5 protein-coding genes are annotated in these 13,086 nt (G+C 74.7%); 4 read left to right on the top strand and 1 reads right to left on the bottom strand.

What is annotated here, in order from left to right; translation table 11 throughout:
* Positions 1-81: 81 nt before the first annotated feature.
* Positions 82-3,123 (top strand): bifunctional [glutamine synthetase] adenylyltransferase/[glutamine synthetase]-adenylyl-L-tyrosine phosphorylase, encoded by a 3,042-nt coding sequence (locus VTA80_RS02910; RefSeq protein WP_407343926.1) that lies wholly within the window; start codon positions 82-84, stop codon positions 3,121-3,123.
* Between the two features lie 144 nt (positions 3,124-3,267).
* On the opposite strand, the gene VTA80_RS02905 is transcribed toward VTA80_RS02910, so the two are convergent.
* Positions 3,268-3,993 (bottom strand): hypothetical protein, encoded by a 726-nt coding sequence (locus VTA80_RS02905; RefSeq protein WP_407343925.1) that lies wholly within the window; start codon positions 3,991-3,993, stop codon positions 3,268-3,270.
* 400 nt (positions 3,994-4,393) lie between these two features.
* Between VTA80_RS02905 and VTA80_RS02900 the strand changes: the two genes are divergently transcribed.
* From VTA80_RS02900 to VTA80_RS02890, 3 genes are read left to right on the top strand one after another with little or no spacing between them, the layout of a single operon-like run.
* On the top strand, positions 4,394-5,686 hold the full coding sequence (locus tag VTA80_RS02900; RefSeq protein ID WP_407343924.1) for an FHA domain-containing protein: 1,293 nt from the start codon (positions 4,394-4,396) through the stop codon (positions 5,684-5,686).
* Positions 5,683-7,200: a serine/threonine-protein kinase gene (locus VTA80_RS02895; RefSeq protein ID WP_407343922.1), complete on the top strand. Its 1,518-nt coding sequence runs from the start codon at positions 5,683-5,685 to the stop codon at positions 7,198-7,200. Before VTA80_RS02900 ends, VTA80_RS02895 begins: the two co-directional genes overlap by 4 nt.
* Positions 7,188-13,082 (top strand): Ig-like domain-containing protein, encoded by a 5,895-nt coding sequence (locus VTA80_RS02890; protein WP_407343921.1) that lies wholly within the window; start codon positions 7,188-7,190, stop codon positions 13,080-13,082. The genes VTA80_RS02895 and VTA80_RS02890 overlap by 13 nt, the downstream gene beginning before the upstream one ends.
* The last annotated feature ends 4 nt before the right edge of the window (positions 13,083-13,086 follow it).

The following is a 13,086-nucleotide window of genomic DNA, read 5'->3' as shown; positions in this document are numbered from 1 at the left end:
CGGGCCGTTGCGGGCCGGGTGGGAGGGGCGCTGGGCTGGACGGATGGTCGGGCGGGTGGGCGAAGTCGATAGCGTGGGCGCGTGAGCACCCGTGGTGGAACCCTGGCCGGTCGGCTGACGCGGCTCGGGTTTGCCGACGCGCGCCGGGCGACGAGCATGCTGGCCGACGACGCCCTGGTCGCCGTCGTGGGCGATGTCACCGAGTCGGATCCCTCCGGGCTGCTCACCGCGATCGCTGACGTGGCCGACCCCGACCAGGCCCTGCTCGCGCTCGCCCGGATCGCCGGCGTGGTGGGTCCGCACCCCGACCGGCGCGCGATGCTGGCCAACCTCCTCGCGCAGGGCGCCGGTCGCGACCGGCTGCTCGCCGTCGTCGGCGCGTCGGTCGCGCTCGGCGACACCCTGGCCGCCCACCCCGATCAGCTCGCGGAGCTCCTCGACCTCACGCCCGGGACGGCCGTCCCGGTGCAGGACGTACGCGCCGAGCTGCTGGTCGCCGTCGGCGCCGACCCCGAGGCCGACGTCCCGGTGGCCGAGCTGACCGGCCCTGCCGGGTGGGACGCGATGCGCCGGGCGTACCGGCGGCGGCTCCTGCGTATCGCCGCGACCGACCTCACCTCGCCGGACCCGCTGAGCCGGATGCCGGGGGTCGCGGCGGCGCTCGCCGATCTTGCGGCCGCCGCGCTCGAGTCCGCGCTCTCGCTCGCGCGCGCCGAGCTGGACGACCACGGTGCCGGGGTCCGGCTCGCGGTCCTCGGCATGGGCAAGTGCGGCGGGCGCGAGCTCAACTACGTCAGCGACGTCGACGTCATCTACGTCGCGGAGCCGGCCGACGGTGTCGACGAGAGCCATGCGCTCGCGGTCGGTGCGCGGCTCGCGACCGGACTGGCGCGGGCCTGCGCCAACCCGTCCGGCGAGCCAGCCCTCTGGCCGGTCGACGCCGCGCTGCGTCCCGAGGGCAAGAACGGTCCGCTCGTGCGCACGCTCGCGAGCCACCAGGCGTACTACGAGCGGTGGGCCCGCACGTGGGAGTACCAGGCGCTGCTCAAGGCGCGCCCCGTCGCGGGGGACCGCGCGCTCGGGGACGCCTACGTCGCCGCGATGAACCCGATGGTGTGGGCCGCCGTCAGCCGCGAGAACTTCGTGGCCGACTCCCAGGCGATGCGCCGCCGGGTCGAGCAGCACGTTCCCGCGGCCGAGGCCGACCGTCAGCTCAAGCTCGGCGTGGGCGGGCTGCGGGACGTCGAGTTCACGGTTCAGCTGCTCCAGCTCGTGCACGGGCGCGCCGACGAGTCGATCCGCAGCCCGAGCACGCTCACGGCGCTGGCCGCGCTCGCGGCCGGGGGGTACGTCGGACGCGAGGACGCCGCTCGGCTCGCGGTCTGCTACCGGCTGCTGCGCGCGCTCGAGCACCGCATCCAGCTGTACCGGCTGACGCGCACCCACCTCATGCCGACCGCCGACGCCGATCTGCGCCGTCTGGCCCGCTCGGTCGGGATGCGCGCCGAGGGTGCCGAGGGGCTGACGGAGCGGTGGCGCAGCGTGCGCCGCGAGGTCCGCGGGCTGCACGAGGCGCTCTTCTACCGTCCGCTGCTGCCGGCGACCGCGCAGCTCTCCACGGAGGAGGCCAGCCTCGCGCCCGACGCCGCCCGCGCGCGCCTGGCCGCCATCGGGTACCGCGACCCGGCCGGCGCGATGCGGCACATCGCGGCGCTGACCGCCGGGGTCTCGCGCCGCGCGGCGATCCAACGTCAGCTCCTGCCGGTCATGCTCGGCTGGTTCGCGGAGGGGGCCGACGCCGACGCGGGCCTGCTCAACTTCCGCCGCCTGTCCGACACGCTCGGGACCACGCACTGGTACCTGCGGCTGCTGCGTGATTCGGGCACGGCGGCGGCGCGGCTCGCCCGCGTGCTGTCCACGTCGAAGTACGTCGCCGAGGCGCTGGCCCGCTCGCCGGAGTCCGTGGCGTGGCTGGCCGACGACTCCGAGCTCACCCCCCGCACGCCCGCGAGGCTCCAGAGCGAGGCGGACGCTCTCCTGACCCGGGCCGTGGAACCGGTCTCGGCTGCGACCGCGCTGCGCGCGATGCGCCGCCGCGAGCTCGCCCGCACCGGCGCAGCCGACGTCCTCGGCGTCGTGACCAGCACCTCGGCGGCCGAGAGCCTGACGGCGGCGGCCGACGTCCTGCTCGCCGGAGCCTTGCGGATCGCGCTGCACGAGACCCTCGCTGAACGCGGGCTGGCCACGACGCCGACCCGGATGCTCATCGTCGCGATGGGTCGCCTCGGGGGCCGCGAGATGGGCTACTCGTCCGACGCGGACGTGATGTTCGTGCACGACCCGCTGCCCGGTGTGGACCAGCTCGTCGCGCAGCAGGTCGCGCTCTCCGTCGCGACCCGGGTGCGCCAGCTGCTCGGGGAGGTCGGCACCGAGCCGCCCCTGGACGTCGACGCGGACCTGCGGCCCGAGGGGCGCAACGGTCCGCTCGCCCGGTCGTTCGCCTCCTACGTCGAGTACTACCAGCGCTGGTCCTCGCCGTGGGAGAGCCAGGCGCTGCTGCGCGCCCGGCCGGTCGCCGGCGACACCGGGCTGGGGGAGCGGTTCGTCGCCCTCGTGGACCCGATGCGGTACCCGTCGGGCGGGCTCGAACCCGCAGTCGTCCGTGAGGTCCGCCGGATCAAGGCGCGGGTGGAGGCTGAGCGGCTGCCGCGCGGCGTCGAGCCGGCCCGGCACCTCAAGCTCGGCCGCGGCGGCCTGTCCGACGTCGAGTGGACCGTCCAGCTCATCCAGCTCCGGCACGCCTTCGAGGTCCCCGGCCTGCGCACGACGGCGACACTCGACGCGCTGAACGCTGCCGTGGACGCGGGGCTCGTCGCGGCCGACGACGCCCGCACGCTCACCGAGGCCTGGGTGCTCGCGTCTCGGCTGCGCGACGCGATCGTGCTCTGGTCCGGCCGGTCGGGCGGTGCCCACGCCGACCAGCTGCCGCACGACCGTCAGGCTCTGGCCGGGCTCGCCCGCGTCATGGGCTACCCGGCGGGCTCGGGTGCGGAGCTCGAGGAGGACTACCTCCGCGCCGCCCGCCGTGCCCGCGCCGTCGTGGAACGCGTCTTCTACGAGTAGACCGCTCAGCGCGGGCAGCAGTGCCTTTTCGCGCGGGCAGCAGTGCCTTTTTGCGCGGGCAGCAGTGCCTTTTCGCGCAGGCAGCAGTGAGGCGCAGCGCCTCGTGGCGCCACGCCTCGCCGCAGCTGCTGCCCGGATGGTGCCCTACGACTGGTAGGCCCGGTCCGGGTTCATCTGGTGGGTCTTGGCCGGGTTCGACCGGGAGCCGACCGCCACCTGGGCGGCCTGGGCGGCCTTCTGGGCCGCAGCGGCACGCTGGACGAGGGCGATCCCGCTGGTGAGCAGGTCGAGCAGGCGCTCATCGCGGTCCGACGTGCACGCGACCGCGATCCCCATGACCGAGCAGCACACGATGCTTGGGGCGCCGGAGGTGTGGAACCCGGACTCCGACGGCTCGATCGCGGCGGCGAAGTCCCGGGCCCAGGCCGCAGCCTGCGGCACCTCGGCGAGCGCCGCGGCACTCGCCGGGGTCAGCACGCCGTCGTCCCGGCCATGGAGCACCGCGAGCTGCCGTTCGGAGGACAGGATGCCGACGGCCAGGACGCGTTGGGTGTCCGCCGCCACGACCGGCAGCGCGGCGGTGGCCGAGAGCAGGGCGAGGCGCACGTCGATCAGCGGATCGTCGCACGTGAGGCCGACGACCGACGGCACGAGGCTGAGGAGCTTCTGGCGCCCGGCGTCGCTCATCTGATCGTTGACGTTCCGGGCAAGCGTGGCGAGCAGCGGGTGCGTGCACGCGGGGTGGTCGCTCCACTTCTCGCCGGCGAGGAAGGAGGCGAACTCCATGAAGCACGCGCCGCGCGACGGTCGGCGGTGGCGGCCTCGCGAGAGGACCGGCATGTAGTCGGGTGGAAGGTTCTGACGTGCCATCTGACACCCCCGGGGAAGACGAACTGTGGCGAACGAGACAAACGGGACAACACAGACGACCACTGTGCGCCGATCTCGGAGGTTGCGCCAGCCCTCGCGAGCGACCGATCGTCTCGGGGTGGATCGCGGACCGATGAACCGCGCCCGGGCTGCCGTGCCTCGGCCCGTGGACCGGATAGTCTCCGCCGGGGGTCGGGGTCCGACGGGTCCCGGTCGCGGGTGTTCCTTGTATGACATCGCGACCGTTGTGCGCCAAGTCCTCATCTCGGACAGACCCCGCGTCGATGGGTACCTCGTCGGGTGTTCCTCGCGGGACGACGGCATCCGAGCCACGACAACAGCGGGGGGATACGTGCGCACGACATCGGGTTCGGCGACAGGTCATGCCAGGAGCGAGCCCGTGTACGTCGTGGGTGACTGGTTCGCCGTCGTCGCCGACGGAGGCGTGGGGCTGCTGCCGGCCGGCGCTCGCGTCGACCTCGTGCACGAGCTGTGGGCATCGCTGTGCCGCGGGGCCCAGCTGGCAGATCAGCTGCAGGTGCTGCTCGGCGGGGGCATCGGGTCGTTGCCGCCGTTCGCGCTGGTGTCCGTCGAGGGCCGGAGCGTGCGGGTCGCTGTGCGCGGCGAGGTCGAGGTGACCGTCGCGACCGCGGCCGGCCCGCGCGTGGTCAGCGCGCCGAACGTCTCGACGTGGTCGGAGGAGGTCGTCGCCGACGCGACGAGCGTGACCGTCCGGACGCCCGGCTGGGACGGGGCGGTGAGCGGAGCGCTCCCGATCGGGTCGGGGATCGTGCGCACGGGTGGCCTGTTCCTCGAGCTGTCGGTGGGCGTGCTCGCCACCCCGGTCGAGCGGGTGGTCCAGGCGGAGCCCGTGCCCGTGCCTGTGCTCGAGCTCGCGCCGGTGCTGGTCGCTGTGCCGGCGCCCGTCAAGGTGCACGTGCCGGAGCCGGTGCACGTGCCTGCGCCCGTGCCTGAGCCGGAGCCGGTGCACGTGCCGGAACCTGAGCTTGCGCCCGTGCCTGAGCCCGTGCCTGAGCCCGAGCCGGTGCTGGTGCCGTTGCTGCAGCCGGATTCGCTCCTCGCGGTCGAACCCGCACCGCTCCTGGCGGTCGTGCCCCGACCCATGGACCCGCCGGTGCTCGCCCCCGTCGCACCGCTCGTCTCGGTGAGCGCAGCCGCTGCTCCCTCCGCGAGCGCGCCGCTGACCGGCGCGGTGGACAGGGCCGCCCCGGAGGACCACGACGGGATGACCGTGCTGAGCTCGGACGTCGTCGCGCTGCGACGCCAGATGCCCGCGTGGGTGGGTGACGCGATGCCCGGACCGCTCGTCGTCCCGGTGTCGCACGCCTCGCCCCCGGCCAGGCTGCAGCTGTCCACGGGGATCGTCGTCACGCTCGACCGTCCCGTGCTGATCGGGCGCGCGCCGCAGGTGTCGCGCGTCGCGAACAGCGAGATCCCGCGCCTGGTGACCGTCGCGAGCCCGAACCAGGACATCTCGCGGACCCATGCCGAGGTCCGGATGGACCGGGACGACGTCGTGGTGACCGACCTGCACTCGACCAACGGCGTGATCCTGCACGTGGACGGGCGGAGCCCGCGCCGGTTGCACCCGGGGGAGCCCGCCGTCGTCGACCCCGGGGTGATGGTCGACCTCGGTGAGGGCATCACGTTCACGGTCGAGCGGGGCGCGTGAGCTTGCGCCGAGAGCCGTCGACCCCGCCGCACATCCACGGGTTCGAGTATTCGCGCCTGCTCGGCATGGGCGGCTTCGCTGACGTCTTCCTCTACACGCAGCAGCAGCCGCACCGGTCGGTCGCCGTCAAGGTGCTGCTCGCGAGCTCGCTGAGCGACGACGTCCGGAGCAGGTTCCGGACCGAGGCCGACCTCATGGCCCGGCTGTCGCACCACCCGTCGATCGTCACGATCTACCACGCCGACGTCGCCCCCGACGGTCGGCCCTTCCTGGTGATGGAGTACTGCGCCCGGGCCGGGCTCGGGCAGCGGTACCGCACCGAGCGCATGGGCGTGCCCGAGGTGCTGCGGATCGGGGTGCGGCTCGCGTGCGCGGTCGAGACGGCGCACCAGGCCGGGATCCTGCACCGGGACATCAAACCGGCGAACGTCCTGGTGACCGACTTCGGCTGGCCCGCGCTGACGGACTTCGGGATCGCGGCCGCGACCGGCTGGAGCTCCGCGGCGGTCGGCATGTCGATCCCGTGGTCGCCGCCCGAGCTGCTCGCTCAGGACCCCGTCGGGGACGTCCGCTCGGACGTGTACTCGTTGGCCGCGACCATCTACTCGCTCCTCGCCGGCCGCTCGCCGTTCGAGGTGCCGCAGGCCCGGAACGGTGCCGCCGACCTGATCGGCCGGATCGAGAACGCCACGCTCACCTCGACCGGCCGCGGCGACGTGCCCGCGAGCTTCCAGGCGGTGCTCGCGCGCGCCATGGACCGGGTGCCCGAGCGTCGGCACCACTCGGCCCTCGCGCTGGCGCACGCGCTGCAGCAGGTGGAGGTCGAGCTCCTGCTCCCGCCCACCCCGCTGGACCTGCCGACCGCGCTGGACGTGCAGGCCCCGCGGGACGTGCGGACGCCGTCGGACCGGCCGCCCGCCGGTGCGGTGCCGGAGTCGGACCAGGCCACGCGGCTGCGTCCGATCCTGAGCGTGTCTGCCTCCGACGACCCTCGCGCGGCGGCTGCGCGGCCGTCGTCCGCTCCTGCCGCTGCCCTGGCTGGGCCCGGGCGGCCGCCGTCGGCCGATGGGCGGCGCCGTGGGCGCTCGCGCGCCGTCGCGGGAGTCGTCGGCAGCCTGGTCGTGGTCGGTGCCCTGGTCGGGGTCGCGTGGGGGGTCCGCGGCGCCGCCGACGACGCGACCGGGGGCACGCCGGGTGGCGCGGCCGGGCCGAGCGGGACCGGGGCGCCGTCGGCCATCGCGCTGGTCGCCGTGCCGGCGCCGACCGACCTCGCCGGGCGAGTGGCCGACGACGGTCGGGCCGTGTTCACCTGGTCGAACCCCGCGCCGCAGACCGGCGACAGCTACCTGTGGGGGGTGGCGGTGGCCGGGGAGGCGACCGTGCTCGCCGTCGTCCACGAGCCCACCGTCTCGGTCGCGCCCGAGGTCCCCGGCGCAGCGGTCTGCCTCGAGGTGTCGATCGTCCGGGTCGACCGGCGCGCCTCGACCGAGCCCACCGTGGGGTGCACGAGCTAGTGCGAGGTCGGTGGAGCGCGCTGCGCACCCGGGTCCGGCGCGCCCGCACGGAGCGGGCCGGGAACCGGCGGTCCTGGGTGACCGTCGGTGCGGCGGTGACCGTTCCGGCGGTCGTGGCGACCTTCGCGGTGCTCTACCCCGGGGTGCCCGTGGCCCAGGTCGACCTGAACGACGGCGCCGCGTGGCTGACGAACACGTCGGCGCTGCGGCTCGGCCGGTTCAACTCCCAGATCGACGAGCTCAACGCCGGGCTGGTGTCCACGGCCGCCGAGTTCGACGTGCTGCAGGACGCGGGCGACGTGCTGCTGGTCGAGCCGGGCACGGTCTCGGTGGTGGACCCGGCGAGCGTCATGCTCGGGTCCTCCACCGCCGTCCCGTTCGGCGCGACGGTCTCGATGGCCCACGGTGTGGTCGCCGTCGTCGACCCGTCCCGCGGCGCGGTCTGGGTACGCACCACGGCCACGCTCGGCTCGCTGAGCGTGGCGTCCCAGGAGCCCGATCTCGACCTCGGCCGCGGCGGTGCGGCTGTGGTCGCGCGCAGCGGCGTGGTGCTCGGCGTCGACGCGGACGGCGGGTTGCACCGCGCGGTGGTCACGGATGCCGGGGTCACAGCGACGGTCGACGGCGCGCTCGCAGCCGGCCCCGGGGGCACGAGCGGACCCGTCGACCAGCTCACCGCCGTGGGCGAGGTGCTCGTGGCGCTGTCCGGGCAGATCCTGCGCACCCCGGCGGGGTCCGTCGACCTCACCCGGTTCGGCGACGACCTCACGCTGCAGCAGCCCGGCCCGGACGCCGCGGTGGTCCTGGTCGCGAGCCGGACAGCTCTCCTCGAGATCCCGCTCGACGGCGGCGGTGACGGCAGCGGCGGCCTCGGCGACGTCGTGGACCATGCGACGGGCGGCTCGGGCCGGCCCGCCGCCCCCGTCCGGGTCGGCGCGTGCGCGCACGGGGCGTGGTCGTCCGCCGTCGGCAGCTACCTCCAGCTGTGCGACGGCGCCGAGCCGGTGGTCAGCGGGCTCGAGGCCATGTCGACCGCCGACGTCCTGGTGTTCCGGGTCAACCGCGACGTCGTCGTCCTCAACGACACGCTGCGCGGGCGGCTGTGGGTGCCGCTCGAGGACCCCGAGCTGCGAGAGCCGAACTGGCAGGACATCCTGCCGGACGAGGACACCCAGGAGGCCGAGCAGAAGTCTGAGAGCCAGGCCTCCACCCAGAACATCCGAGCGGAGTGCACGGCGCAGTCCGCCGCGCCGGCCGCCGCGGACGACGACTACGGCGTGCGCGCCGGGCGCACCGCGATCCTGTCCGTGATCGACAACGACGCGTCGTCGGACTGCGGGATCCTGGTGATCTCGGAGCACGACCCGCTGCCCGCCGAGTTCGGCACGGTCACGGCGGTCTACGGCGGCCGCGCCCTGCAGCTCACCACGCCGCCCGGCGCCACCGGGACGGCGGAGCTCACCTACACGATCACCGACGGCCGCGGCACGAGCGCACCCTCGACCGCGACGGTCCGGCTCACGGTCCGCGACCCGGGCGTGAACTCCCCGCCGGCGCAGGTCCGGACCGGGACGCTCGCCGTCGAGCAGGGCGCGCAGGGCACCTACGACGCGCTGCCCGACTTCCGCGACCCGGACGGCGACCCGCTCCTCCTGGTCGGGGCGACAGCTGCCGGCGGCACCGTCCGCACGCGGCAGGACGGGTCGCTGACCTTCCAGTCCGACGGCTCGCTCGGTCGCCAGGCCGTGCGCGTGCTCGTCTCGGACGGGGTCGAGACGGTCACGGGTTCGCTCACCGTGGACGTGGTGCCCACCGGTTCGCTCGCACCGGTCATCGACCCGGTGCACGCAGTGACCTACGTCGACGAGGCCGTCGTCATGCGCCCGCTCGACAGCGTCCGGAGCGCGTCGCGCGAGCCCGTCCGCCTCGCGGGGGTCGACGACGTGGCCGGGGCCACAGTCAGCACCGACCTCGAAGCCGGGACCTTCACGTTCACCGCGGCCCGCGCCGGCACCTACTACGTGTCGTTCCTCGTCACCGCGTCACCGCAGCAGGCGACGGGCGTGGCCCGGATCGACGTCGTCGAGCGCCCCGCGCAGGTGCCGCCGCCGGTCGCGGTGCTCGACCGCGCGCTGCTCCCGCCGGGCGGCGAGGTCTCGGTCGACCCGCTGGCGAACGACGTCGACCCCGCCGGCGGCATCCTCGTGCTGCAGTCCGTCGAGGCGCCCGCCGAGTCCGGGCTGCGTCTCGCGGTGCTGGGCCACCAGCTGGTGCGGATCACCTCGACCCGCGTCCTCGAGGCGCCGGTGCGGTGCACCTACACGATCTCCAACGGCGGCGCGTCGGCCACGGGCGAGATCCTCGTCCAGCCGATCCCCGCATCGGCGACCCAGCAGGCACCCGTCGTGCCGAACGTCACGGTCTCGGTGCGCACCGGCGGCGTGGTCACCATCCCCGTGCTGGCCGGCGCCTACGACCCCGACGGGGACGTGATGCACGTCGCGCGCGAGCTGGTCGAGCCGCTCGGCCCGGGGCAGGGGCTGTTGTTCGTGTCCGGCGACGTGCTGCGCTACCAGGCGCCCGCCACCGCCGTCCAGGCGCACGCGACGTTCGCCGTGGCCGACCCCGCCGGGAACCTCACGGCCGCCACGCTCACGGTCGACGTCCGGCCGTCGGACGCGGCCACGAAGTCGCCGCCCCGGCCTCGCCCCCTGGTCGCGCGCGTGTTCGAGGGCGAGACGATCCGGATCCCGGTGCCGCTGATCGGTATCGACCCCGACGGCGACGGGGTGTCGCTGCTCGGCCAGGACCAGGCGCCCACGAAGGGTCGCATCACCGAGGTCGGCGCCGACTGGATCGAGTACGAGGCCCTGCCCGGTGAGCTCGGCACCGACACGTTCACCTACGCCGTCGAGGACTGGGTCGGTCAGCGCGCGGTCGCCACGATCCGGGTCGGGATCGCGGCCCGGCCGACGACGGCGGCCCAGGTCGTGAGCCGGAACGACGACGTGAGCGTGCGCTCGGGGCAGGCCGTGGAGGTCCGCGTGCTCGCCAACGACGTGGACACCGGTGGCGGCGTGCTGACCCTGTCGCCCGAGCTCGGCCTCGCCGCCGGCACCGACGCGCACGTCGAGGGCAACCGCATCGCCGTGCAGACCCCCACCAGCGCGACCGTGCTGCAGATCTCCTACACCGCGACCAACGAGCGCGGCGGGCGGGACACCGCCGTGCTCACGGTCACCGTGACCGACGACGCGCCGATCCTCGCCCCCGTGGCGCGCGACGTCGTCGTCCCGGCGACCGAGACGATCAACCGCACGAGCGTCGAGGTCGACGTGCTCGCCGTCGCGCAGAACCCCAGCGGGCCCCTGAGCGACCTCAAGGTCTCGGTGGACGCCTCGGTGGCCGACGTCGCGACCGTCACCTCGCGGGGCACGGTGGTGGTCACGCTCGTCGACCGCGCGCAGACGCTGCCCTACCTCCTGACGAACTCCAGCCCGCAGGCCGGCGGGCTGAGCGCGTACGCCTTCATCACCGTGCCCGCGCTCGGCGACTTCCCGCCGATGCCCCGGCCGCACGCCCCGGCGCTCGTGGTCATGGCCGGCGACGAGCTCGTCATCGCGCTCGACGAGCAGGTCCAGGTCGCCCCCGGCCGGACCGCCCGCGTGCTCGACCCCGCCCGGGTCACCGCGACCAAGGCCGACGGGTCGCCGCTCGTGCGCGACGACCGCACGCTCGTCTACCGCGCACAGAGCGGGTACGCCGGACCTTCGTCGATCTCCGTGGCCGTGACCGACGGCACTGCGTCCGACACGTCCGCGCGCACCAAGGTCCTCACCCTGCCGATCACGGTGCTCGCCACGCAGGACTACCCGCCGACCTTCTCGCCGTCGGTCATCTCCGTCTCGCCGGGCGAGGTCGCGGCCCAGGTGGACCTGACGAAGTTCACCTCGGCCCCCGTGGGGACGGCGACCGGCTCGGGGCGATACACGTTCGCGATCACCTCGGCGGTACCCGCGGGGTTCCACGTGTCCATCGACGGCACGGTCCTCGCCGTGAGCGCCGACGCGTCGGTCCCGCGCGGGACCGCGGGCGGGATCTCGCTCGCGATCGGGTACGGCGTGGCCGGCACGCTGCCCGCCCAGGTCGACTTCCGGGTGGTCGCCAGCATCCGGCCGCTCGCCCGCGTGATCGACCACACCGTGCCCGACGGCGTCGAGGGCACCTCGTCGACCGTCGCCGCGCTGGACGGCGCGTTCAACCCGTTCCCGTCGACCCCGCTCACCGTCGTCGACGCCACCGTGGAGACGCCCGGGGCGGGCACGGCCGGGGTGTCCGGCGGCTCGGTCACCGTGCGCCCCGCCCTGGGCTTCATCGGGCCGATGGTCACGCGGTACCGCGTCCAGGACGCCACCGGCGACCCGGGCCGGGAGGTCGAGGGCCGCATCACCGTCGTGGTCCGTGGGCGGCCGACCGCACCGACCGCCCCGCGTGTGGTCGAGGTCCGCGACCGCACGGTCGTGCTCGCCTGGGATGCCCCGGTCAACAACGGCGCCCCGATCACCGGCTACCGGGTGACGACGCAGCCCGGAGGTGCGGTGCGCGAGTGCGCAGGCACCACGTGCACGATCGACTCCCTAACCAACGCGGTCGAGTACACGTTCACGGTCACGGCCAAGAACGCGGTCGACTGGTCTGACCCCAGCCCCCGGTCCGCGCCCGCGCGGCCGGACGCCAAGCCGTTCGCACCGGCCGCGCCGCTGGTCGCGCGCGGCGACGCCCAGGTCCAGGCCCGCTGGACGGAACCCGCGACCCCCGGCTCGCCGGTCGTGAAGTACCTCGTCGAGATCAGCCCGGCGCCCCGTAGCGGGCCGTCGTCGGTCGAGACGACGTCGACGGGCTACGCGTTCGGCGGGCTCCGCAACGGCACCGCGTACACGGTGCGTGTCCGGGCGTTGAACAACGCCCCCGACCCGGGGGACTGGAGCCCGTCGTCGGTCGCCGTCGTGCCTGCGCGCGAGCCCGACGCCCCGGCGGGCGTGAGCGCCTCGTTCGGCCGGTTCGGCGACGGCACCATCACCGCGCGCTGGGACCTGCCTGCGGACGACGGCGGCGACCCCGTCACCGAGTTCCAGGTGAGCCTCGACGGCGCGTGGCAACAGGCTCTCGACGCGAGCGTGCGCAGCTTCAGCTTCCCTGCGCGTGCGGGCCGGCCGTATGCGATCGCCGTGCGGGCACGCAACACGATCGGGTGGTCGCCGTCCGCGGGCACCTCCGGGGAGATCTGGGGGGTGCCCGGTCAGGTCGTGCGCCTGACCGCGGTCGACGACGCGGCGCGGAACACGCCGTGGGCGCGGGGCACGGTGACGCTGGGCTGGGAGGTGCCGACGGAGACCGGTGGCGAGCAGGTGAGCATCGACCTGTACCGGGTCCAGGTGGACGGGAACCTGCTCACCGAGACCACGAAGACCACCGCCACGGTCTCGAACCTGACGGGCGGCGTCGGGCACAGCGTCACGGTCACGGCGCGCAACTCCAAGCAGGAGTGGGGCGACCCGGTCACCGTCTCGGCCACCGCGACGACCGTGCCGCAGGCTCCGACGCTCGCCTCGACGACCCCCGCAGCCGGGTCCGCGGCGTTCACCGCCTCGGGCGGCTCGGGCGGGTCGGCGATCAGCTCGTGGACGTTCACCGTGACGGCCACCGGCGCGGGCACGATCGAGGTGCGGCAGGACGGCAATGCCGGCTACACGTTCGTCAACTCGAAGAACGTCCCCGTGACGGTGACCGTGCGCGCCGTGGCCACCAACTCGCTGGGGTCGAGCGAGGTGGGGCCACCGGTGACGGTCGAGGTCGCCGCCGCGCCGGTGACCGCCCCATGACGCC

Origin of the sequence: Pengzhenrongella phosphoraccumulans, from assembly GCF_045689905.1 — a bacterium.
GTDB classification, from domain to species: domain Bacteria; phylum Actinomycetota; class Actinomycetes; order Actinomycetales; family Cellulomonadaceae; genus Pengzhenrongella; species Pengzhenrongella phosphoraccumulans.
The sequence above is the reverse complement of the archived record's forward strand: the minus strand, read 5'-3'. Positions and strand labels throughout refer to the sequence as shown.